The following is a 23106-nucleotide window of genomic DNA, read 5'->3' on the forward strand; positions in this document are numbered from 1 at the left end:
TATGTATCAACCATTTTCATCTATGCGATAAACAAAAAAGCCCACTCCAACAGGAGCGGGCTGTATCCAGCGAAGGCCACTTAAGCGGGTGTGTTTTTCAACGTGGCCATATCGATCACGAAGCGGTAACGCACGTCACCTTTTTCCATGCGCTCGAAACCTTCGTTGATGTCGTTGATATCCAGCATTTCGATATCACAGGTGATGTTCTGGTCGGCGCACAGCTGCAAAAGCTCTTCCGTTTCGGCAATCCCGCCGATCAGTGAACCAGCCACCACGCGGCGTTTGAAGACCAGATTGAACGCTTCGATGGTCGGCTCGATGGGCTCCAGCAACCCGACGATGATATGCGTCCCGTTGTACTTGAGCGCGGCCAGGTAGGGGTTGAGGTCATGCTGTACCGGCACGGTGTCCAGCATGAAGTCGTAGGTCTCTGCCACGGCCTCCATTTGCGCCGGGTCGCTGGACACCACCACGTGGTCAGCACCGTTTCGCTTGGCTTCCTCTACCTTGGCGTCGGAACGGGTAAATACCGTGACTTCTGCGCCCAGCGCCTTGGCCAGCTTCACGCCCATATGGCCCAGGCCACCCATGCCAATCACCCCGATCTTGTGCCCTTTACCTACCCCGAAATGCTTCAGCGGTGAGTAGGTAGTGATACCGGCGCACAGGATAGGCGCTGCCGAGGCCAGATCGATACCGTCAGGCATCTTGAGCACGAAATGCTCGCTCACCAAGATGGCATCGGAATAGCCGCCCTGAGTCAGGGTGCCATCCTGACGGTCGGGGCTACCGTAGGTCATGGTGAAGCCTTCCAGGCAGTATTGCTCTACGCCCTCCTGGCAGGCCGAACAGGTGCGGCAGGAATCGACCATACAGCCCACCCCTACCAAATCGCCTATCTGGAAGCGGCTCACGTCGCTGCCCACGGCGGTCACGCGGCCGACGATCTCGTGGCCGGGCACGACGGGGTATTGGCTCATGCCCCAGTCGTTACGCGCAAAGTGCAGGTCGCTGTGGCATACGCCACAGTAGAGAATTTCGATGGCAACGTCGTCGGCACGGGGCGAACGACGTTCAAAGGTAAACGGCGCGAGGGGTTTGTCGGCGGAAAACGCGGCGTACGATTTTGCCTGGCTCATGGAAACTCCTTGGTAAGGCATCCCGCCCATGCGAGAGAAGTCTCCATTATTGGCCGTACCGCCGCGGTTAGCGATGAACGAAGCTCCGATTTTTTTGCCTATTTCTCCATAAAGGCGTAATAAAATAACAAAAACGCGCGCAAAAAAGTCACAATTGTCCTAAACAAACTGATGACAGTCTCGCCTATGGAGCCCCCATGGCCACCAACACCGCTGCGGGCAACGCCCTCGCTCAGTGCCTTTTTCCCTTGATTCGACGGGAAGGAATGAACGCCTCGGCTCTGCCACGGGTCAGCCTGCTGTACCTGAAACGGCATCAGCCGCGCACCCCGCTCATGTACGAACCGGGGCTGACGATCATTGCCCAAGGGCGAAAGATCGGTTACCTGGGTGACCGCGAGATTCACTACAACCCTGGACACTATCTCGTTCAGACCCTGCCGCTGCCTTTCGAGTGCGAAACACACGGCTCCGAAGAGGCGCCGCTGCTGGGTATTTCGGTCTCTCTGGACCCCGCGCTGCTCAACGAGCTGGTCACCGCCATGGGCGAACAAGGGCCGCTCGTAAAAACCCCCAGACCCATGGCCTCGGTGGCCATGAACGAAGGCATGCAGGCTGCGGTTCTGCGGCTTGCTCACACCCTGCACGACGAAGTGGAGTGCCGCATCATGGGGGCAGCGCGTATACGTGATGTGGTGTTCGAAGCGCTCAAGGGGGAGCAGGGGCAAGCGCTACGCGCGCTGGTCAGCGGCCATGGCCACTATGCGAGAATCGTGCAGGTGCTTTCCCACCTGCATGCTCATTTTGCCGATCCGTTTTCGGTGGAACAGCTGGCCCAGCAGGCCAACATGAGCGTCTCGACCTTTCATCAGCACTTCAAGCAGATCACCCGGGCTTCCCCAGCGCAGTACGTGAAGCGGCTGCGGCTATTGAAGGCTCAGCAGCTATTGCGGCAGGACCGCCATAACGTCAACCAGACCGCCCTGGCCGTCGGCTACCGCAGCGTGCCTCAGTTCAGCCGCGACTATAAGCGTTACTTTGGCGAGCCACCGCTACAGCATCGCCGACAGGAGCAGGCCATGGGCGCCTGACAAGCGCCCTGTCGGCGACCCAAGTGCGCTTATTTGGCAAAAATCTGGCTCTTGTCCTTGAACGCCTTGAACTCCAGCGCATTGCCGCAGGGGTCGAGCAGGAACATGGTGGCCTGTTCACCCACTTCTCCCTTGAAGCGGATATAGGGCTCGATCACGAAATCGGTATCGCGGGCTTTCAGGCGCTCGGCCAGCGTTTCCCACTCATCCCACTCCAGGATGACACCAAAATGCGGTACCGGCACATTGTGGCCATCCACCGGGTTGGTATGCGCGCTTTCCTGCCCAGGCGTCTTGGGATGCTCGTGAATCACCAGCTGGTGGCCAAAGAAGTTGAAATCCACCCAGTGGTCACTGGAGCGCCCCTCTTCCAGACCAAAGACATCGTTGTAGAAAGCGCGTGCCAGCGGCACATCGTAAACGGGGATTGCCAGGTGGAAAGGGGAAAGGCTCATGAGAAGCTCCTGTTATCGGGTATGCCGCGATGTGCTGCGTTTAGGGTTGGTTCAGCCATCCTAAAAGCCGCCATGCAAAAATAAAATCAATTGTTTTTTGATAAACTCACAAAAAATATTGATGAGTTACCGATCATGATTCGTGAGCTTAAAACGCTTGTCGCCGTGGCCCAGCACGGCACTTTTGCCGCTGCCGGACAGCAGACCGGGCTGACCCAGGCGGCCGTCAGCGCCCAGATGAAGCGCCTGGAAGCGGAGCTGGGGGTCACACTATTCGAGCGCAGCGGTCGCAATGCCGTCCTCACCTCGCAGGGCCAGGCCACCCTGCAGCAAGCCCGCGCCCTGCTGGCGCTGTACCGAACGCTGGGAGCAGCAGGCACCGACCAGGCACCCGGCACGCTCATCACGCTAGGCGCCATTGCCTCGTATCAACGTACGCTGCTGCCGGACGTGCTGGCACATTTTCACCGTCACTTTCCCCACTGCCGCAGCCGGGTGGTCCCTGGGCTGTCACTGGGGCTGATGAGCCAAGTGGACGCAGGAGAGCTCGACATGGCCGTGATCATTCGGCCGCCTTTCTCGCTGCATAGCGACCTGCGCTGGCAGCCACTGGCCCATGAACGCTTTCGCCTGTTGGTACCGCAGGGCTGGTCAGGGAGCGATTGGCGAGCATTGCTGGAGCGTCATCCGTTCGTGCGTTACGACCGGACATCCTTTGGGGGGCGGCAGGTCGAGCGCTTCTTGCGCGATCAGCACTGCCAGGTGCGCGATGTGTGTGAAGTCGATGAGCTGGATGCCATCGTTCGGCTGGTGGCCAACGGCGTGGGCGTGGCGCTGGTGCCAGAGCCTCGTGCCCTCGACCACTGGCCCAGCGGCATCAGGGCAGTCAGCCTCGATGAGCACACCTTTCACCGGGACATCGGAGTGGTGTATCGCGGCGATAGCCCAGGCCACGAGGCCGCCCGCGCCCTGACCGTGTTACTGATGGAATACGCACCCCAGGGCTGAATAAAACGCACAACGCCAGCCCGAAGGCTGGCGTTGTATCGACCAACGACAGGCGTTGTACTTACGCCTGCGTTACCTCTTCTTCCTGCTCGCTGTCCTGAGCTTCCGCTTCGTCAGCGGGCTCGGCTTCCTGCTCCGCCTCGTCAGCGGCCTCTTCGACGTCACTGGCCTCGACGGCATCACCCGCCTGCAGGTTCATGGGCTCGTCAAGCTGCAGGGTTTGTGCCGTATAGGCACGCACGTCACGCAGCAGCTCCGGATTTTCCGCCAGTTTCTGGCCGTAGGACGGCACGATAGCGGTCAGGGTAGACTGCCACTCCTCGCTAGCTACCTGTTCGGGGAACACACGCCCCAGCAGGTTCAGCATGATCGACGGAGCGGTGGAAGCGCCAGGCGAGGCACCCAGCAGCGCCGACATGCTGCCATCGGCAGAGCTGATGATTTCGGTACCAAACTGCAGCACACCGCCCTGCTCTTCATCGTCACGAATGATCTGCACGCGTTGGCCCGCTGTCCACAGCGACCAGTCATCGGGGTTGGCTTCCGGGTAGAAGTCCTGCAGGGCTTCGAAACGATCTTCTTCCGACATCATCACCTGGCTGACCAGATAGCGCACGAGATCAAAGTTATCGACCCCGACCTGCATCATCGGCCAGGTGTTGTTCAGCGTCATGGAGCCGAACAGGTCGGTCCAGGAGCCCTCTTTCAGGAACTTGCTGGAGAACGTGGCAAACGGGCCAAAGAACAGCGCGGGTTCACCGTCCAGATAGCGGATGTCCAGGTGAGGCACCGACATGGGCGGTGAGCCTTCACCGGCCTTGCCATACACTTTCACCAAGTGCTGAGACACAACGTCCGGGTTGGTGGTGTAGAGGAACTGGCCGCCCACCGGGAAGCCGCCGTAGCCTTCCACTTCAGGAATGCCGGTTTCCTGCAGCAGCGGCAGCGCCGCACCGCCCGCACCGATGAAGACGAAACGCGCATCGACGGTGAACTCATCACCGCTGGCCAAATCGGCGATACGAACCTGCCAGGTATCGTCGTCATTGCGCTCGAAGCCGCGCACTTCGCTGTTCAGACCCAGCGTGAAGTTGTCGCCCTGGGCCAGAGACTCGATCATCTGGCGCGTTTGTGCACCGTAGTTCACCTCGGTGCCCATCTGCATGCGCGTTGCTGCCACCGGGGTGCCGTCGTTCTCGCGACCGGCCATGACCAGCGGCATCCACTCGGCCAGCTCCTGCCAATCTTCGGAGTATTCCATCCCGGCGTAGAGTGGGTTCTGTACCATGGTGGCGTGACGCTCGCGCAGGAACGCCACGTCGTCTTCACCCCATACCAGGCTCAAATGGGGAGAGGTGTTGATGAACGAGCCTGGCTCGCCGAGCATGCCACGGTCCACCTGGTGCGCCCAGAACTGGCGAGACACCTCGAACTGTTCGGTCACGTTGACCGCACGCTCGATGGCCACGCTGCCGTCAGGTTGCTCGGGGGTATAGTTCATTTCGCAGAAAGCCGAGTGCCCGGTACCGGCGTTGTTCCAGCCGTTGGAGCTTTCAGCGGCGACTTCGTCCAGCCGTTCGTAGAGGTGTATGCTCCACTCCGGCTCCAGCTCCTGGAGATAGGTGCCCAGCGTGGCGCTCATGATGCCGCCACCAATCAGCAGGACATCGACCGGTTCATCGGCCGACACGGGCATTGCTGCAAGCGCCAGCAGCGGCGAGCAGAGTAAAAGACTTAAACGTTTTTGCATGTCATGTCCCTGACGATACAGAAATGACGTGCCGGAGCAGTGAGCGCCCAGCGTCGAGGGGGGGTATATTGTCGACGAAAGTCTAACAAAAAACCGCGGGCGCGGAAACATAAAAGAACGCTTAAATGAGAATGAAAGGAATTAACGTATGAAACCCGAAGACCTCGAAAAGCTGGTCTCACGCAAAATGCCCTTTGGTAAGTACGAAGGATGGCTGATAGCTGATTTACCGGGCCCCTACCTCAACTGGTTTGCCCGGGAGGGCTTTCCCACCGGGGAGATTGGCCACTTGCTGCACTTGATGCATGAAATCGACCATAACGGCCTGAGTGGCCTGCTCGACCCGCTGCGCAAGGCGTGAGTCAACGGCGATTCATGGCCTCCTCGCGCTCGGCCAGGTAGTGCTGTGCATGGGTCGCGGGGTCCTGCGGAAAGCGACCCAGCGCCACGGCCTTTTCGAAAAATCCACGGGCCGGACGATCCTCGCCACGCCGACTGATGACCAACGCCGCGACCAGAGGCCGCCCTGCCGCCACGTCCTCCTCCATGAGCCATTCAAGCGCATTGGCCACTTGCGCAATGGTGCCCGGCGGGGTGAGCCCCAGGGCAGCCGCCACTTGCTGGTAGGTCATGGGCAGGGCCTGCCGAGGCGCTTGCTCGAGCAGCGCGCGCACTCGGCAGGCGAGCAAAGCCGTTGCCTGCATGGCGGTCACCTCCGATGGAGAGTGTCTGGTTGAGTGCATGTCAGCGTCCCTCATGGCGGCATCCTGGATCAGGCGGGAAAAGTAGCCACGCTACCACATCGCTGGCTATGCTGGGCAGACACGTCATGTTGCCAAGGGGAAAGGGATGACCAGAACATTCACAAGAACATCCACCAGATCATTCAACCGTACACGCAACAAAAGCCGCTGGCCCAGCGCGCTGGTCTGGCTGAGCCTGGTGGCGCTGTTGGCGGCCGTGGCCATGATGGCCGTCGCTGGCCCGGCATATCGCTGGCAATGGGTAGGGCTGGGCGAGGCATTTACGTTGCTGCGCAATGGCGTGTTCACGGCCATGGCCGCGCTGGCCTTGAGCGTGCTGGCGCTGCTCATCAGTGCCGTCACTAGACGGGCAGGCACCGCCAGCGCGGCACTGCTCGTCCTGCTGGCCACGGCGGCACTGCTTTATTTACCTTGGCAGCAGTGGCAACGTGCCCAGCAGGCACCTGTCATACATGACATCACCACCGATACACAGAACCCACCGGCTTTTTTGGCCCTTCGTGAAGCCCGCGAGGCTGCCCCCAATGCTGTCGACTACCCGGGCGAAGCCACGGCACGGCAGCAGCAGGCCGCCTACCCTCAGATTCAGCCGCTGCAGGTGGAGGCTGACGCCACTACTGTGCTGGCGGCGGTACAGGCGGAAGTCGAGGCTGCGGGCTGGCAGATTGCCGACATCTCCTCAGACCGGCTGGAGGCCACAGCCACTACTCGCTGGTTTGGCTTCGAGGACGATGTGGTGATTCGCTTGACCGAACTGGCTTCGGGCACGCAAGTGGACATGCGTTCGGCCTCTCGCCTGGGCGCCAGCGACGTGGGCACCAACGCACTGCGCATCGAGACCTTCATGGCCGACCTGCGTGAACGCTTGGGTGGCACGCTATAGCAACGTATCGATGGGCCGCTTGCCATCCAGCAGGGTGATGTCGCGGTCAATGATCGAGGGAGTCTGCACGACTCTCAGCAGGGCATGGGCGACATTGGCACGCGAGATGCGATTATCACCGGCTTCTTCGACACTACTGGCAAACTTGTGGCTGGGGGCATCATCGGTGAGCCGCCCCGGCTTGAGAATCACGTAGGAGATATTGCTACGGCGCAGGTGCGCATCGGCAGCGAACTTGGCCGCCATATAGGGGCGCATGTTCTGCGGGGCTTCCAGAGGTTTTTCAGCGCGCAGCGCACTGACCATGATATAGCGTGACAGCCCGCGCTGGCTGGCGATATCCGCCGCGCGGATGGCGCCGAACAGGTCGATCAACAGGGTTTTGTCCGGCCCGGTATGCGGCCCGGATCCTGCGGTGAACACGACCTGGTCGCACCCTTCGAAGGCATGCTCCAGCTCACCTTCCAGGTCGGCGATGACGGTGGGAATGCCGCGCTCTTCGAACCATGCCGCCTGCTCCTGATGACGGATCATCGCCTTGATGGGCGTGCCTGCCTGTTTGGCCAGAGCACAAAACTGCTGACCAATTTGGCCATTGGCACCTATCACTAGCGTCGTCATCTTGCCTCCTCGTCTTTGGTCACTCCTTATCAGTGTAGGCAAGCGCGTTAAAGTTCAACCGTTTGACATGCAAACAGCGAACGCCGGGGCGTTCGCTGTCGAGGAAGGGGCCGTGGAGAACCGGCTATTTCAAGCGGGCGGGCTGTGGCTGTGGCTGTAGTTGAGACCGAGACTGCGAGGGCAGCGCTACAGGCTGACGCCCGGCATCGTGGCTCACCTGAAAGCGGCTGACCAGGGAGTGCATGTCACCCGCACGCTCATCCAGCGTGTGGCTTGCCGTGGTGGCCTCCTGAACCAGGCGCGCGTTCTGGTGAGTCACCTGATCCAGCTGCGAAATCGCCTGATTGATCTGATCGATGCCGGCTGACTGCTCTTTGGTGGCATCGGCGATCTCGGTTACATAACGGGTGACCTCGGTGAGGCTGTCGATGATCTCTTGCAGGTGCTGGCTGGAGGCCGTCACCAGCTGCTCGCCTTCACTGACTTTTTGCACGCTGTCGTCGACCAGATGGCGAATCTGGGCGGCCTCTTCAGCGCTGCGCCCTGCCAGCTTGCGAACTTCCTGGGCGACCACCGCAAACCCACGCCCTTGTTCTCCCGCGCGGGCCGCCTCGACCGACGCATTCAGGGCCAGCAGGTTGGTCTGGAAGGCGATATCGTCGATGGCCTTGATGATCGAGGTGATTTTCTCGCTGGCCTGGCGGATGTCGCTCATGGCTGCAGTGGTACGCTGGGCCACATCCCCGGCTGAGCGCGCCCGGCCATCGACGTTGGTGCTGGCATCCTTGGCCTGGTCGGCGTAGTCCGCCGTCTGTTTGACCGTGGCGGTAATCTGTTCGAGGCTGGACGCGGTTTCTGCCAACGAAGCCGCCTGCTGGTCGGTACGCTGAGACAGGTTCTCGTTGCCAGCAGCAATCTGGCGGCTACTGGCAGCAATGGCTTCGGCACTTTCACGAATCTGCGCCACCATGGCTTCGAAGGTGTCCATCATCTGATTGAACGCCTGGGCGGTTTGCCCTGCTTCATCATTGTGGGCCAGCGCCAGACGCATGGAGAGGTCGGCATTTTCACCCGCAGCACCGCTGATGCTTTCCATTTGACGGCGCATGGCGACCAACGGACCCAGTACCCGCACCAGCGTGCGCCAACCAAAAATGGCCAGCACGCTGATGACGGCCAACGTGACCATCACTAGCAGCGTACGGCCAGCGTTGGCCAACGTTTCCGCTTCGCTGCTGGCACTGGCGGCACGCTCGACGGTGTAGGATTCGATATCGTTCAGCACGTCGCGCATCTCGCTGGACGCCTGCGCAACGCTCGTGAGAGCCGTCTGTACCTGCTCCCGTTGGGCAAGCTGCTGTTGACGCAATGCGTAAACGGAGTTGGCATCTTCCACCATCAGCGCGTTCAGGTCAGCAATCACCGAGTCCAGCTCACCGATCAGCGCACGCTGTTCGACGGTAGTACTCGGCGCCTCCGCGATGGCGGCCAGCGACTGGCGCGCCAGCGTCACCTGCTGGGCGATTTCATTGGTACGCAAATTGACCAGCGCATCCACACTCTCCACCTGCCTCATCTGGCGCCCCAGATCTGACAAGGTGGCCAGCGCCATACGCGCATTACCGCTCAAGCGACCAATGTCCACCCTAGAGGCGAACATGGTATCCAGCAGCTGCGTGGGTAGCGTGGTCGTGCCCTCTTCACGCCAGGCTTCCATCAGCTCACGCTGACGACGCTCTTCACGAACCTGCGCCAGCGCCGTGCGGCCGGCAATGTCTTCAGCGCTGTGCATCACCGTGGTGATGGCGGTCTGCATCCTCTGCAGCTGCTCCGCCATTTGTGCAGACAGGCTCAAGACGTCACGCCGTACCCCTTCCAGTGTTTCATCACCCGCCAGCAAACTCTGATAGTGGGTATCCAGCGCACTCAGCTGGCTCGATAGCGCCGATTGGCTACTGCGCTCCAATCCATCTCGTGCGCTGGCAAAGCGTTCGTTCAACGCACTACGCGACGTCACGCTGTCCAGCTCTTCCACGCTGTCGGCCGCCAGCAGGTCGGCATGGCGCTGACCAAACGCGCCCATGGTCAGCACCATGCTGCGGCTGGCATCCTGCAAAGGAAGTACATCGCTGGTGATCAGGTGCTGGACGTTGATCAACCGCTGATTGGTCATCCAGCCAGTGCCTGCCAGTACCACCGCGCCCAAAACGGCGGCCGCGAATAGGCTAATGAGCATGGCTCGTATGCTTATCGTCTTTTTCATCAGGGGTATTCGCTGTGTCAGAGGTTATGCTATTCAAAGGATGCTGCGACGTTCGCCCAATCGACCGGCTCGAACTGGCCGTTACGAATGACGGTTGCCCACACGGCATCGCTGGCCTGATGGTCTCCTTCCCCCAGGGTCAGCGGCTCACCCACGCCAATATCGATGGTACCCAAGCCCAGCAAGCCTTCCACGATGGCTTGCCTATCCGGGTTTTCACCGGCGGCTTTCACCCCTTCCACGAACAGCTTGGCGGCCAGATATCCCTCCAGCGAGATGAAATCCGGCTCGCTGCCGGGCACATGCGCTGCCAACGCCTGGCGGTACTCTTCCACGGCTGGCAGATCAGCATCCAGTGGCGGCACGACCTGAGTCACGATCACGCCTTCGGCCAGTGGCCCCAGCGCCTCCAGCAGGGCCTGGCTACCCACGAAAGAGACGTTCAGAAACACGCTATCCGGCAGGTCCTGACGCGCTTCGCGGATAAAATCGGCAGCGGGGCCAAAGGTGCCGACAATGATCACCGCACGAGGCACGACAGGTGCCTGAAGAATGGTTGCCAGCCCTTGGTGAACATTGCGGGTACCGCGTGTAAAACGGCCGTGGGCCAGCTGTGAGGTGTCGGTGAAGCCCTCTTCGTGCAAGGCGCGCAGCGCGCCATTGTAACCTGCATCACCAAAGCTGTCGTTCTGCGTGAAAAAGGCGATCTCTTCGGGCTGGATACCCGCTTCCAATAGCCCCGCCACCATGGCGGCGGTTTCCTGCACATAGCTTGCTCGGTAGTTGATCACATAGCGGTCGGGGGGTGAACGACGCAAGATACCCGCGCCGGTAAAGGCGCCGTACAGCAGCGTGCTGTGCTGGTTATGGATGGGGATGGTCACGGCAGCAGTGGGCGTGCCGACGTTACCGATGGCCGCCAGCAGGGAGCTATCACTGATCAGCTGCCGGGTATGCGCGGCGGCGGGTAGCGGCGAGTATTGATCGTCGAAGGCTTGCAGTACCAGCGACTGCCCGTTGACGCCACCTTCGGCATTTACTTTGGCAAAATAAGCCTCGATACCCTGCTGCATGCCGATCCCCAAGGGAGCGGCTGCACCACTCAGCGGCGCAACGATGCCTACTTTCAACTCCGCTGCCGCCACGGGCGACACCAGCCCCCATGCCAGCAATACCAATACTCGTGATATTTTCATTTTTTTATCCTCAGGGTTTAGCCTTTCATCGGCCAAAACGCCTAAGACTTTAGTCACAACCTAAAGATACTGATGTTCCTAATCAGGACGGCTCAGGGCAAAGCGGTCGCTGACTCTCACATAGTCGCTACCTGCCAGACGACCTACTGGCTGCAGCGTATCCAAGTGAACGTGGCGGCCATCCCAGACGGACTCATCGGCGTGGATCGATACCACTTTGACCAGGATCAGGCTGCCTGCCAGCGGCTGATCCCCGAAGCGGATCACCTGTACTCGCTGGCAGCCAAAGGCGATGGGCGCCGCCGCAATACGCGGCACGCGCACACCGGGCATGGCCATCTTTTCCAGTCCTGCCAAGGCAAACTCGTCTTCCTGGGGCGGCAGGCTGGCGCTGGTGGTATTGAGCGCTTCGATCAAGCCTTCGGTGCCCACATGCACCACGCACTCGCCGACGTCTTCCAGGTTGCGCAGGGTGTCCTTGGGCTGGGCGCTGCCATCCAGCAGCGGCGCAAAAGCCAGAATGGGAGGGTCGATACTGGCCACGTTGAAAAACGAAAACGGCGCCAGGTTGGCGTTGCCCTGGCCATCCTGGGTGGCCACCCAGGCAATGGGCCTTGGGCAAATGCTGCCCGACAGCAGGCGATACAGTGTTCCGGCACTCAGTGGAGAGGTTTCCAGCAGGGTATCCATGAAGACTCCTTATCAGGCCATAGGAACCAGGTAATCATTGTTGTAGAGACCGAGTGTTACTAGGCCGTCGAGCCGTCCTGCTGTCAAGTGTGCTAGCCTTGTAAGTTCATAAGTTACCAGAGAATTGAATGCTCACTATTTCCAATAGCGTCACGCTGGCCGATTGGGAAATCGATATCAGCCAGATTCGAGCCCAGGGAGCGGGCGGCCAGAACGTCAATAAAGTCGCCTCTGCCGTGCATCTGCGCTTCGACATTGCGCGCTCGACGCTGCCCCCTGCCTACAAGGAGCGGCTGATGGCGCTGTCCGACCAGCGGATCAGCAAGGAGGGCGTGGTCATCATCAAGGCGCAGAGCTTTCGCACGCTGGAGCTGAACAAGGAAGACGCCTTGAACCGCTTGCAGGCGTTGATTCAAAGCGTGGCTCGTACGCCGAAGACACGCCGCCCTACCAAGCCCACCAAAGGCTCCCAGCGGCGGCGGGTGGATCACAAGACCCGCAAAGGCAAGATCAAGTCACTGCGTGGTAAAGTGCCGCTGGGTTGACGCCCTCCGTGAACCCTTCCCCCATTTCGAACCGGATACCACGCCCCCCATGCTCAACCAGCCTCGCCCTGTGTCACCCTGCCGCCATATTTGCCAGATCAACCCCGAGACGGCGCTGTGCAGCGGCTGCGGGCGCACTCTGGATGAGATTGCCTGCTGGGGCAGCATGACCGATGCAGAGAAAGCGCCCGTCTGGACGCGTATCGAACAGGCCGGTTACCTGGACATCGGCGATGACGCTACTCCTTGACCGGCGCAGGCTGGGCGTGCCGATCACTCAAGATATGGTGCAGCTCGCCACAGGCGACCATCGGGTCGTCGCAGTTGATCACGATGGTGGAATCGGCCAGCACATAGCTGCGCCCGGTAATGGTATTTTCCACCACCTGATAGGCACCTTCCTGGTGGGTGCCTGTAAAGGTGCCGATAAACCCGGTTTCTCTCAACGAGACGGTTTCCAGCTTGTCGCCCGGCGCCAGCCGCCCTTCATGATGCATCAGCGCCAACCGCGCCGAGGTGCCGGTGCCGGTGGTGCTGCGGCAAATCACGCCGGGGTGTACGTAGGTGGCAGAGCGCGAACGCACATAGCCCTGCGCCACCTGCTCCTCAGGACCCATGAAGTGTAGAAAGGGCAGCGGCCCCACATCGCCCAGAGTGTAGTGGGAAAACCCTCGGTGGGCCTGGATGGCCTCGATGATCTTGTGGGCACAGGCCGCCAACGCGGCTTCTTCGTCCCGTACCAGCTTGAAGCCCAGCGCCTCGGCATCGACCAGCGCGTAGAAGCCGCCGCTGTAGGCTACCGAGTAGGTGACGTCGCCAATGCCTGGCACCAGAAGAGTATCGCGATAGCTGTCGATATAGCTGGGCAAACCTTCACAGGTCACCGACTCCACGACCCCGTTGCGCACTCGCGCTTCGATCTGCACCAGGCCTGCCGGGGCTTCCAGCTTGAAGCGCTGAAGCCCCTCCTGCTTGGGCACGATCCCCATTTCCAGAACGGCCGTGGCCGTGCACAAGGTGTTGGAGCCGGAGTAAATCGGGTAACCCATCACCTCCATGATGATGTACCCCGCCACCGCTTCAGGGTGAGTAGCAGGCACCAGCAGGTCGACCGACATTTCCGGAATGCCATAGGGTTCGCCCAGCAGTAGCTGCCGGAGGCCATCGGCGTCGTCACGCAGATACTCCATTTGCTGGCGCACCGTGCTGCCGGGCAGCGTATCGATCCCGGCGGTGACGATACGGCTCACGTCGCCCCCCGCGTGGGTGTCCAGCAGCTTGATGGTATGCACGGTATTCACTGGCGAGGCTCCCGTTCCGATTGAAGAGCGGCAGATTGGAGAGCAGCCGACTGAAGCGCGAACGGCGCCCCATGGGCCTCCCACTGGGCATCGGGCACAATCACGATCTTGCCCAGATAGTCGCTGCCGCGATTGACGAAGTAGCGCTCCGCCGCGTGCAGCTGCGACAGCTTGAACGTCCCGTGCAGCACCGGCTTCAGCTCGCCGCTGCGAATCCAGGCGATCAGCTGTTCGGCTTCTTCACGGGTGCCATGGGAGACCCCGACGATTTGCACCTGATACAGGTAGATACGCGTCCACATGACTTCGCTGAGATTGCCACCGCTGGCACCGGCGATGGCCAGCCGGGGGTACGTGGTGCGCTGCGACATATCGCCGATCATGGTGTCGATGAACAGGTCGGTCATGTCGCCCCCCACCAGGTCCATGACCGCATCGATGGGCCGCCCTTCGGTGGCCTGCAGCACGCGCTCGACGAAGGTGGGCAAATCGCCTCGGTCGATCACCGCCTGCGCGCCCAGCCCGCATAGGGCATCGGCCTTGCTGGGCTGGCTGACGGCATAAGGGATAGCGCCGATGATCCGGCACAGCTGAATCAGCGCCGTCCCTACACCTCCGCTGGCCCCACTGACCAGCACCCGCTCGCCAGCCCGCACGTTGGCCGCCGTCATCATGTGGTAGGCGGTCTGATAGGAGCACATTCCCATGGCCGCCAGAGGGGCATCTGGTAATTCAGGGTTGGCGATGTGATGAAACTGGTCGGCAGGCACCACGATATATTCCGCGAACCCCCCATCGGCACCATGTCCGTAGTAATCCGGCATCAGGTTGATATCGCGACGATCATCGGGGTAGAGATTGAAATCCAATAGCCCCCGCTCACCCACTCGCTGCGCATCGACACCCTCGCCCACCGCCACGATGTGCCCCACCACATCGGCCCCCTGGATACGCGGAAAGCTCAAGGTGGGGGCACCGCCCATGGCGAACGAGGTGACCTCCTCCTTGCCCTTGGTGGGGTAAAGCCCTTCGCGGGCCTTACGGTCAGTGTTGTTCTTCGCGGTCGCCGTGACGCGCACCAGCACCTGACCGGCCCCAGGCTGCGGCGTGGGCACGTCCTGCCGGTAGTGCAACATGTCCACATCGCCATGACCGGTCAGCAGCATGGCCGACATGCTGGAGGGGATAGAAATGGAGGTGGTGGAATCATTGGCAGCGTTGGTGACACGTGAGGTTCTGCGGTCCGTATTGGCCATGGGCTGGCTCCTGATCGGTGCATATACCACGACAATAACAAACGCCCGGTCAGGTTCAAGACATCCAGCCGCAACGGCGGCCAACAATACCGGGTGATCGCTTCCCTACCGCTTGCGCCGTTTTCCCTCTGGGGCGTCAACTTTTCGCCAATGGTGATCAGCCCCCAAAAGGTTCAAGCTCATCCCTCATGGGCACCTCCCAGCCCCCCGCCAAGGAACGGTATGCTTCATTTCAGCTCTGCCTATCATCGCCGCCTGACCTGGACCTATTTTGGACTGTTCATCGCTATCGGTATGACTGGCGGGCTGCTGGGGCCTGCCCTGCCCCACCTGGCCAGCGCCAGCGGCTCTTCCATGAGCCAGATTGCCGTGCTGTTCACGGCGCGTGCTGTAGGTAACATGAGCGGCGCTTTGGTCACCGGAGTGCTGATGGACCGCTTCAACGGGCATCGCGTGCTGCTCATCATGGGCATACTCACCGTGGCCGGGTTGGCGCTGGCGCCCTTGAGCCCACTACTCGTGTTGCTGGCGCTGCTGTTCATGCTGCTGGGCTTTTCTGAAGTGTCGCTGAATGCCGGGGGCAATACGCTGCTGCTGTGGCTGCACCGAGACGCCGCAGGTCCCAATGTGAGCGCGCTGCACTTCTGCTTCAGCGTTGGCAATATGCTGACCCCGCTGGTGATGGTGGCAGCGCTGTCACTGACCGGCCAGTTTCACTGGACCTTCTGGGTGGTGGGGCTTTGCGTCGCCGGGATGCTGTGGCCGTTATCACGCTTTGCCAGCCCCACCATGCCAGCGCCCTCCTCGCCGAGCAGCAGCATTGGCGCGCACAAGCATCGTGATCCGTTGCTGCTGGGCATCTTCATGGTGTTGTTCGCCCTCTACGTGGGCATCGAGGTGACCTTTGCTGGCTGGGTGACGGCCTATGGCGCGCTATCAGGAGTGCCCGGCGAGCAGGCCACGCTGCTGGCGACACTATTCTGGCTGGCGCTCTCGGCAGGACGCTTGCTGGCCATTCCGCTACTGCGCTGGTGCGCGCCCTGGCAAGTACTGGTCGGCTGCCTGGCCATTGGGCTCAGCGCCGCTGGCGGCTGGCATGCAGGGGTGCTTTCATTGGCCCCAGGCGCGCTGCTGTTTGGCCTCTCCGCCTCGGCTTTTTTCCCCACCCTGTTTGCGCTGTGCAACCACACCATGGTGATGCGGGGCCGCACCACCGGCGCCATCTTTACGGCCGCGGGCTGCGGGGCACTGATCATTCCTTCGCTGACGGGCCCACTACTGGACACCGCCGGGCCCGGCGCGTTTCCCGTGCTGCTAGCCTCGCTATGGCTGTTGATTGGCCTTGGGCTTTGTCTGTTGACGCTACGCCTGCGTATCCTGGCTCAGTCTACTGCCGATCCTTAACGCCGTAGGCCGAACGCAGCCCATTTTCGGACAACGTCTAGAACCAGGCTTTACGTTTGAACCACCAGATCAGCACAACGCCAATGCCCAGCATGAACCCCAGTACGAAGAAATAACCATACGGGTAGGCAAGCTCGGGCATGTATTCGAAGTTCATGCCATAAATACCGGCAATAAAGGTCAGCGGCACGAAAATGGCGGTAATGACGGTCAATACCCGCATGGTGATGTTCAACTGATGCGACGAAATCGAGATGTAGCCATCCACCAGATCACCACAGATGTCGTAATACATCTGGGTCAAGGAGTGCAGACGCTCGAAGCGTTCCTCCACATCGGTGATGGCATGCAGCGTCTCGCTCTCCCCCCGCGGAAGGTGCGCGTAGTCGTAGGCCGTCAGCTCCTGAGTGATGCCCTTGTGGTAACTGAACACTCGCCGCATCTTGACCAACCGAGAGCGGTACGCGGTAATCCGACGCATCAGCACGTCATTGCCGTTTTCCAGCAGCTCGTCTTCCAGGTCGCTCAGCTCGGTCTCGAACTCCAGCAGGCTGTCGATATAAAAGCCCGCCGAGGTATACATGACACGCAAGGCAACCTGCTCGGGAGAGCGCGACAGTAGCCGCGCACCCTGGTCGTTGAGCAATCGCTCGATGCTCAGCGCATGGCCAGGATGCAGCGTGACCAGAAAGCGTTCACCAACGAAAAAGCACAGCTGCTGAGGCACGAAGTTGAGCTGAGCATCGAAGGAGGAAATGCCTCGGTAGATGATCAGCGTATGATTCTCGAACTCTTCGATCTTGGGTGGATGACGCACCTTGTGGGCATCCTGTATCGCCATGGGGTGGCACGCAAACCCTTCGAGCACCTCACGCTCGCTGGCTTCGCTTTCACCTTGCATGTCCACCCAGATATGCGCGCCCTCCAGGCGTTTCCAGGCATTGATCAGCGAGAGGTCGCCTTCGCGCACTTCTCCCTCGGGTATGGTCATCAGACATCGAATCATGTGCTTTCCTTGACTTCGCTGGCGTTGGTTGACGGCAGCACAGGGCTTGCTAGCCGCGCCTGCGCCTTGCCTGCCCGTTTGGCTTCATACATCGCCACATCGGCTCGTTTCAACAGTTCCTGAGGGGTTTCTTCTCCGCCAGGCACATACTCGGCCACGCCGATACTGGTACTGACCTCGAGCACTATGTCGCCCATGGTCAGCGGATCTTCAATAGTGCGGATCAGCTTCTGCGCCAGCGGTTCGATGGCGTCGTTGTCCATGTTCTCCAGTATCAGCACAAACTCATCCCCTGCCCAACGGGCCACGAAGTCCGTTTCACGCAGCGCGGCTTGCAAGCGTCTGGCGATGTCGCGCAGCAGCTCATCGCCCATGGCATGTCCATACAGGTCATTGATTCGTTTGAACCCATCCAGGTCGAGAAACATGACCGCCAGCGGTACGAGACTCCGCCGAGTACGCGCCATGGCCTCTGGCAAGCGTTCGTCGAGGGCGCGGCGGTTAGGCAGCTCCGTCAAGACATCTTGTCTGGCCTCCTGGTCTCGCAGGCGCGCCAACTGCTGACGCTCGGTAATGTCATGGATGAACAGGCTGCGTCGCCATCGCCCACTGAGTTCGTAGCGCTGGTGGCGAATCTCTACCGGCAAGCGCCCACCATCTCGACGCCGGGCTTCCCATTCAATGGGTGAAGGATCGTCCTGCCCGGGCACGCCTGCAGGAAACATCAGATCGGTAATGGGGCGGGCCAACGCCTCCTTGCGCGACCAGCCGAACATGGCTTGTGCGGCGCGATTCCAGTCCAGCACCCGGCCACGATCATCGATACTCAGGTAGGCATCGTAAGCCGACTCGATGACCAGGTTGAGCTCGCGGGTACGTCGCTCGATCTGCTGCTCCAGACTACGATGCAGCGCCGCAAGGTCGCGTTTGAAGCTGGCATTGCGCTTCTCTTGCTGAATCAAGCGCTCGCGCAAATGAATTTCACCGGACACCACATCGGCCAGGTCCTGTAGCGCGGTGAACTCCTGGGGGGTTAGTTCGCGGGGCCGGGTATCCATGGCACACAGGGAGCCCAACACCAGCCCCTGGGTGGTTTTCAGAGGGATGCCGACGTAGAAGCGGATGCCGTCGGGTTTGATGACATAAGGGTTACTGGCAAAGCGCGGATCCTGCAGCGCATCGTTGACGACCAGCGGCGCTTCCGCCAGCACGGTATAGGCACAAAACGCCACGTCGCGGGGAGTTTCCGAAAGCTCCAGCCCCACCTGAGACTTGAACCACTGTCGGTCGGTATCCACGAGTGTCACCGTGGAGAGTGGTACCCTCAACAGCACGGTGACCAACCGAGTCACTCGGTCGAATACCGGCTCATTGGGGGTGTCCAGTAACGCCAGCTCTTGTAAAGCAGCAATACGCAACGCTTCATTGGATGGCAACAGGTGGCTCATGGTGGTTAAACCCGATATATAGTTAACACTCCTTTGTGTATTTCAAACCCCTTCGTCATCATAGCGCGAAACTGCACAGCCTGCCTAACGCGTTGATTTTTTTAACACCTTGCCTGAAGGGAGCCACCACGCCACGAGGATACTCACCAGGCTCGAGAGCAGCAGCGCCCCCACGAAGGGACCGAGGGTAGGAATACTGCCAGGAAACGTGGCGGCCATGATGCCTGCCATCAAGGAGCCTTGCCCCAGCCAGCCCGGCAATACTGCCCCCACCAGCCCCGCCACGCCACCGCTGATCGCCGCCAGCGGCGACATGCGTTGCCACAGGCCCAGCAGCACTGGCACCACGATGGCCGCACACAGCAAGTCGGCTATCAAAAACAGCCTCAGTACCGATAGCCCTTGCAAGGCGATGAGGATCACCGGCACCATCAGCAGCACCGTGATCCAGCGCGCTGCATGCAACGCTTTTGGCTGATCTCCCGTTGCCCACAGCGAGGCAATGCCGTTTTGCAACGTATCCACGCTGGAAGTCACCAGCGTGACGGCTAGCACCAGAGCCGGGAGTGTGATCCAGACAGGAGCCTCTGCCAACAGGGCAAAAAAGGGCATCGGTGGCTCGCCCAGGCTCACCCCACTGAGTGCCGCCATCATGCCGACACCACCAATCACCATGACCACCAGCACCGTCATGACGGCCCCCAGCCACGCGCCACGGCCAAGACTGGCGCTATCCTGAGCCGCCCAGAGCCGCTGCCAGTAGCCCTGGTGAAACAAATTGGCCGCGGTCACGGCAATGATCAGCGTCAGCGCCACGCTCAGCGACGCCCCGAGGGGGACGTCCGGTAGCGCCGCATCGCTGGGCATGGAAGGCAGGCGCCATAACGTGACGCCCGCCACGGCGCATAACAGTATCAAGAGCAGCCAGGCCTGCCAGCGGTCGGTGGCCAAACTGGCGCGCAGGCCACCGAGCACGGTATAGATGAGGGTCGTCAGCGCCACACCAATGATGACCCAGGCAGGCGGAACGTCTGACAGTAGCGCGGTAATGGCGCCGATGGCCGTCAGCTCAGCTGCCAGAAAGCACCCCATATACGCCACGGAGGCAAGCGTGACATAGTGACGGACCCCCTTGCCATAACACGCTTCGGCAAACTCGGCGATACTGCGCCCGGCGGGTAGCGCACGACGTATTCTGGGGCCATAAAGCCCCAGCACCAGGAAGGGCAGCGCCGAGCCCACGGCATAGCCCAGCAGCGCCACCGGCCCCACGAAGGCGCCAATTTCAGGCGGCGCAAAGAGAATCCAGGCCCCCATTCCCGAGGCCAGAAAAGAGAACCCCAGGGTCGTTGCCGTTTGCGAGTTGCGCGCCGTGACGTAGTCATCCAGCGAGCTTCCCCCAAAACGCGCCCGAAGGCCTAAAAATGCAAAGCAGCACAGCGCTGCGCCCAGCACTGCAGACGTCAGGTACGGCATGTCGCGCTTCCTCCGCCGGTACTATCCGGATCAGGTTCCAGGGTCTGCATGACGTGCATTCTCAGCCCACGAAGGGCTCCCCTGGCGACAGTGAATGAAGGCGGTATCTTCACTGAAAGGAGCGCCCTGGTAAAGCGCTGCCGTGCGTTATGCGCCCTTGCCTAGGCAGGTTTGGGCACGCGCCCCATCAGGTAGAACTCCGAGTAATGACGCAGACATGCTTACCTCTTTTTTGTCGTGTTGATAAACGCCTTGCGCGATACGGGGTCATGGTTAACAAAATGCTAACGGATTAGACTTTCATTACACCTTGAGGCTCGCCATACTCTTATCGACTGTATTTCATAAAAAAGGCAGCGTTGAGCAAACGGCGTCTGTAACAGGGAAACCACCATGTCTTATTCTGAAGCAAGAGAGCACACGCCGGGGCGTTTGCATGCATTGTTCGCCGACCCTTACCGTGCGTTCGAAAACGACACGGATGAACGCCAGCTGCATATCCGTATCATGCTTCATGCCTTATTGGCCCGCCCCATCGCCCGGGGTCAAATTACGCTACGTGTCATTCACGGCTGGGAGAACGGCGGTTTCGAGCCAGCCGACCTGCAACATGCGGACTTCCATCTCAACAGCCTGGCAGATTTTCATGCTGCTGCTGCGCGCTTTACGGCGGCGAATCAGCAAAATGCACCGCTGCCCGCCGATGGCAGCGCCATTCTGGCAGAACCGCTGGCCGACGCCATTGCCGATGCCGAGGCCGAAGGTCTGGTCTTGAACGAAGACATTCGAGAAACACCCGCTCGCTGGCAAGCGTTCGAAGGGGGGTTAGCGCTGTACACGCTGTTCAAGATGTATCACCGCCTGGTGTACGGCGAAGACGACACCTATCGCTGCTCTCAGTGCGAAACTCCCCACGGGCTGCGAGAAATCCATGAGTTCCATCTTGAAGAGGGCGAGTTTGCACTCCTTGCGCCACTCAACGATGAACAGGATGCTCCTTACCTGCTGGTGCTGCATGAAAGCCAACTGGAGCCTATAGAACAGCTCCTGCGCGACAGCCTGCCACTTTTCGAACCCGTCTGATCCCCAGGGGCCCTCTGCCGTGGCAGAGGGCCCCTGATGCGTCAGCGGTTCGCCAAATATCTAGAGCGCAATGGTGCTATTGATGCCGCTGGAGACGTTTTCGGGCTCGAACCAGCGTGCGGTCACCGTTTTGGTTTGCGTCCAGAACGCGATGGCCTGCTTGCCGTTGGGGCCCAAATCCCCCAGTTTGGAAGCCCGAGAGCCGGTGAAGCTGAAATAGGCCACCGGCACCGGAATCGGCACGTTGATACCGATCTGACCAACGTCGATATCGGTTTCGAATCGGCGCGCCACCCAGCCCGAGTTGGTGAAAATCGACGTGCCGTTGCCGTTCGGGTTGGCGTTGATGAAGTCGATGGCATCATCCAGCGTCTCGACCCCCACCACGCATAGCACCGGACCGAATATTTCTTCCCGGTAAATGGTCATCTCCGGCGTGACGTTGGCAAACAGCGTCGGCCCCACGAAGTTGCCCTCCGGATACCCTTCTACTGTGTAGCCTCGGCCATCCACCAGCAGCGTGGCCCCCTCTTTTTCACCGGCGGTGATCAAGCGCTCGACACGCTCCTTGGCCTGAGGAGACACCAGCGGCCCCAGGTCGGCATCCCGCTGGGTACCGGGGCCGACCTTCATGCTACGGGCGCCTGCTTCGATATCGCTCAGCCACTCCTGCGCCTCGCCTACCAGCACCACCACCGAGTTGGCCATACAGCGCTGACCCGCTGCCCCAAAGGCCGACCCCAGCAGGCTGTCGATGGCCTGACTACGGTTGGCATCCGGCATCACCACACAGTGGTTCTTGGCCCCCATCATGGACTGCATACGCTTACCTGCCGCCGCCGCACGGCCATACAGCAGCGATCCCACATGGGTAGAGCCAATGAACGACAGCGCCTTGATGTCCTGATGGTCGGCAATCTGGTTGGCAACTTCGGGCCCGCCATGCACCACGTTGAGCACGCCCGCCGGAATACCCGCCTCATGGGCCAGTTCCACCAGCCGCATGGTCGAGCTGGGGTCCTGCTCGGAAGGCTTCAGAACGAACGTATTGCCCGTGGCAATGGCCAGCGGAAACATGAAGCAAGGCAGCATGATGGGGAAGTTGAACGCCGTGATCCCGGCGCCCACGCCCAGCGGCTGATGCATGGTATACACATCGACCTCATTGGCCGCGTTTTCGGCGAGTTCACCCAGTTGCAGAGACGCAATCGAGCAGGCGTGCTCGACCACTTCCAGCCCGCGGCCTACTTCGCCTTCTGCGTCAGGCAGCGTCTTGCCATGCTCTTCGGTGATCAGCGCGGCGAGTTCCGCGGTATGCTCACGAATCAGGGCCTGAAGTTTCAGCATGATGCGCATGCGCTTGCCCAGCGGCACCTTGCGCCACTCCTTGAACGCGGTTTTGGCACTGGCAATGGCACGCTCTACCTCGTCAGGGGTACAGAAAGGCACCCGGGCCACGACCTGCTGGGTCGCCGGATTGACGACATCGCGCCACTCCTGGCTTTGCGACTCGACCGGCTGGCCATCGATATACATGGGTATCTGGCGAACGGACATACAGACGTTCCTCGTGGTTGTGTTTGTTATGGGGTTGAATAAGGAGCCCCTAGGGTATATCAGCAAGTTGACGTAAACGTCAATTAGCCACTCGATAAAGCTAAATTCACCGCACTGGGGAAATAGCCTTTCCCTCAAGGAAAGAGCCTCGCTATGCTGTCAGGGCG

22 protein-coding genes and 1 riboswitch are annotated in these 23106 nt (G+C 60.6%); of the genes, 8 read left to right on the plus strand and 14 right to left on the minus strand.

Going from position 1 to position 23106, the window contains the following annotated elements; genetic code table 11:
• Nucleotides 1-80: 80 nt before the first annotated feature.
• Nucleotides 81-1142 carry an NAD(P)-dependent alcohol dehydrogenase gene (locus IE061_RS06430; RefSeq protein WP_193461267.1) on the minus strand — a complete coding sequence of 354 codons (1062 nt, stop codon included), beginning with the start codon at nucleotides 1140-1142 and terminating at the stop codon, nucleotides 81-83.
• 197 nt (nucleotides 1143-1339) lie between these two features.
• Here IE061_RS06430 and IE061_RS06435 point away from each other — a divergent pair, with 197 nt between their 5' ends.
• Entirely contained in the window at nucleotides 1340-2233 is an 894-nt protein-coding gene (locus IE061_RS06435; protein ID WP_016916473.1) for an AraC family transcriptional regulator, read from the plus strand.
• Between the two features lie 29 nt (nucleotides 2234-2262).
• Here IE061_RS06435 and IE061_RS06440 read toward each other — a convergent pair whose 3' ends face one another.
• Nucleotides 2263-2688: a VOC family protein gene (locus IE061_RS06440; RefSeq protein ID WP_081135203.1), complete on the minus strand. Its 426-nt coding sequence runs from the start codon at nucleotides 2686-2688 to the stop codon at nucleotides 2263-2265.
• A 135-nt stretch (nucleotides 2689-2823) separates the two neighbouring features.
• On the opposite strand from IE061_RS06440, the gene IE061_RS06445 reads away from it, so the two are divergent.
• A complete protein-coding gene (locus IE061_RS06445; protein ID WP_193461268.1) occupies nucleotides 2824-3696 on the plus strand; it encodes a LysR family transcriptional regulator in 873 nt (290 codons plus the stop codon).
• Nucleotides 3697-3757: 61 nt separating this feature from the next.
• Here the strand turns inward: IE061_RS06445 and mqo are convergent, their stop codons facing one another.
• Nucleotides 3758-5446, minus strand: a complete 1689-nt coding sequence (mqo, locus tag IE061_RS06450; RefSeq protein WP_026002011.1) for a malate dehydrogenase (quinone) — start codon at nucleotides 5444-5446, stop codon at nucleotides 3758-3760.
• 148 nt (nucleotides 5447-5594) lie between these two features.
• Between mqo and IE061_RS06455 the strand changes: the two genes are divergently transcribed.
• Complete coding sequence (locus tag IE061_RS06455; RefSeq protein WP_016916469.1) at nucleotides 5595-5807, plus strand: DUF3820 family protein; 213 nt, start codon at nucleotides 5595-5597, stop codon at nucleotides 5805-5807.
• A gap of 1 nt (nucleotide 5808) precedes the next feature.
• On the opposite strand, the gene IE061_RS06460 is transcribed toward IE061_RS06455, so the two are convergent.
• On the minus strand, nucleotides 5809-6189 hold the full coding sequence (locus IE061_RS06460; RefSeq protein WP_373294950.1) for a hypothetical protein: 381 nt from the start codon (nucleotides 6187-6189) through the stop codon (nucleotides 5809-5811).
• Nucleotides 6190-6295: 106 nt separating this feature from the next.
• Here IE061_RS06460 and IE061_RS06465 point away from each other — a divergent pair, with 106 nt between their 5' ends.
• Entirely contained in the window at nucleotides 6296-7093 is a 798-nt protein-coding gene (locus IE061_RS06465) for a DUF1499 domain-containing protein (protein ID WP_081135197.1), read from the plus strand.
• Here IE061_RS06465 and IE061_RS06470 read toward each other — a convergent pair.
• The 4 genes from IE061_RS06470 to IE061_RS06485 form a co-directional block, all read right to left on the minus strand.
• Nucleotides 7088-7714, minus strand: coding sequence for an SDR family oxidoreductase (locus IE061_RS06470; protein WP_081135194.1), 627 nt, complete (start codon nucleotides 7712-7714; stop codon nucleotides 7088-7090). The two genes, IE061_RS06465 and IE061_RS06470, sit on opposite strands and share 6 nt — an antisense overlap.
• Before the next feature lie 124 nt (nucleotides 7715-7838).
• Nucleotides 7839-9950, minus strand: coding sequence for a methyl-accepting chemotaxis protein (locus tag IE061_RS06475; RefSeq protein ID WP_230478398.1), 2112 nt, complete (start codon nucleotides 9948-9950; stop codon nucleotides 7839-7841).
• Nucleotides 9951-10006: 56 nt separating this feature from the next.
• The gene (locus tag IE061_RS06480) at nucleotides 10007-11173 is read right to left on the minus strand and encodes an ABC transporter substrate-binding protein (RefSeq protein ID WP_193461270.1); all 1167 of its coding nucleotides are present in this window, start codon (nucleotides 11171-11173) and stop codon (nucleotides 10007-10009) included.
• A gap of 78 nt (nucleotides 11174-11251) precedes the next feature.
• Nucleotides 11252-11863: a flavin reductase family protein gene (locus IE061_RS06485; protein ID WP_193461271.1), complete on the minus strand. Its 612-nt coding sequence runs from the start codon at nucleotides 11861-11863 to the stop codon at nucleotides 11252-11254.
• Between the two features lie 128 nt (nucleotides 11864-11991).
• Between IE061_RS06485 and arfB the strand changes: the two genes are divergently transcribed.
• Nucleotides 11992-12408: an alternative ribosome rescue aminoacyl-tRNA hydrolase ArfB gene (arfB, locus tag IE061_RS06490; protein WP_193461272.1), complete on the plus strand. Its 417-nt coding sequence runs from the start codon at nucleotides 11992-11994 to the stop codon at nucleotides 12406-12408.
• A gap of 49 nt (nucleotides 12409-12457) precedes the next feature.
• On the plus strand, nucleotides 12458-12658 hold the full coding sequence (locus IE061_RS06495; RefSeq protein WP_039175821.1) for a DUF1289 domain-containing protein: 201 nt from the start codon (nucleotides 12458-12460) through the stop codon (nucleotides 12656-12658).
• Here IE061_RS06495 and IE061_RS06500 read toward each other — a convergent pair.
• Entirely contained in the window at nucleotides 12648-13709 is a 1062-nt protein-coding gene (locus IE061_RS06500) for a proline racemase family protein (protein ID WP_193461273.1), read from the minus strand. The two genes, IE061_RS06495 and IE061_RS06500, sit on opposite strands and share 11 nt — an antisense overlap.
• Entirely contained in the window at nucleotides 13706-14884 is a 1179-nt protein-coding gene (locus tag IE061_RS06505; RefSeq protein WP_193461287.1) for an alcohol dehydrogenase catalytic domain-containing protein, read from the minus strand. The genes IE061_RS06500 and IE061_RS06505 overlap by 4 nt, the downstream gene beginning before the upstream one ends.
• Before the next feature lie 303 nt (nucleotides 14885-15187).
• Here IE061_RS06505 and IE061_RS06510 point away from each other — a divergent pair, with 303 nt between their 5' ends.
• On the plus strand, nucleotides 15188-16369 hold the full coding sequence (locus IE061_RS06510; protein ID WP_193461274.1) for an MFS transporter: 1182 nt from the start codon (nucleotides 15188-15190) through the stop codon (nucleotides 16367-16369).
• Nucleotides 16370-16406: 37 nt separating this feature from the next.
• Here the strand turns inward: IE061_RS06510 and IE061_RS06515 are convergent, their stop codons facing one another.
• The 3 genes from IE061_RS06515 to IE061_RS06525 all read right to left on the minus strand — a co-directional run bounded on the left by IE061_RS06515 (nucleotide 16407) and on the right by IE061_RS06525 (nucleotide 20299).
• Entirely contained in the window at nucleotides 16407-17375 is a 969-nt protein-coding gene (locus tag IE061_RS06515; RefSeq protein WP_193461275.1) for a magnesium transporter CorA family protein, read from the minus strand.
• On the minus strand, nucleotides 17372-18823 hold the full coding sequence (locus IE061_RS06520) for a diguanylate cyclase domain-containing protein (RefSeq protein WP_193461276.1): 1452 nt from the start codon (nucleotides 18821-18823) through the stop codon (nucleotides 17372-17374). Before IE061_RS06520 ends, IE061_RS06515 begins: the two co-directional genes overlap by 4 nt.
• A gap of 84 nt (nucleotides 18824-18907) precedes the next feature.
• Nucleotides 18908-20299: an SLC5/6 family protein gene (locus IE061_RS06525; RefSeq protein ID WP_081135178.1), complete on the minus strand. Its 1392-nt coding sequence runs from the start codon at nucleotides 20297-20299 to the stop codon at nucleotides 18908-18910.
• A riboswitch (TPP riboswitch) is annotated at nucleotides 20289-20392 on the minus strand. (Overlaps the previous gene by 11 nt.)
• A gap of 300 nt (nucleotides 20393-20692) precedes the next feature.
• Here IE061_RS06525 and IE061_RS06530 point away from each other — a divergent pair.
• Nucleotides 20693-21382 carry a hypothetical protein gene (locus IE061_RS06530; protein WP_016916454.1) on the plus strand — a complete coding sequence of 230 codons (690 nt, stop codon included), beginning with the start codon at nucleotides 20693-20695 and terminating at the stop codon, nucleotides 21380-21382.
• Between the two features lie 60 nt (nucleotides 21383-21442).
• On the opposite strand, the gene IE061_RS06535 is transcribed toward IE061_RS06530, so the two are convergent.
• Nucleotides 21443-22939: a CoA-acylating methylmalonate-semialdehyde dehydrogenase gene (locus IE061_RS06535; protein WP_081135174.1), complete on the minus strand. Its 1497-nt coding sequence runs from the start codon at nucleotides 22937-22939 to the stop codon at nucleotides 21443-21445.
• Between the last annotated feature and the right edge of the window lie 167 nt (nucleotides 22940-23106).

It is taken from the genome of Vreelandella hamiltonii, assembly GCF_014651795.1.
GTDB classification, from domain to species: domain Bacteria; phylum Pseudomonadota; class Gammaproteobacteria; order Pseudomonadales; family Halomonadaceae; genus Vreelandella; species Vreelandella hamiltonii.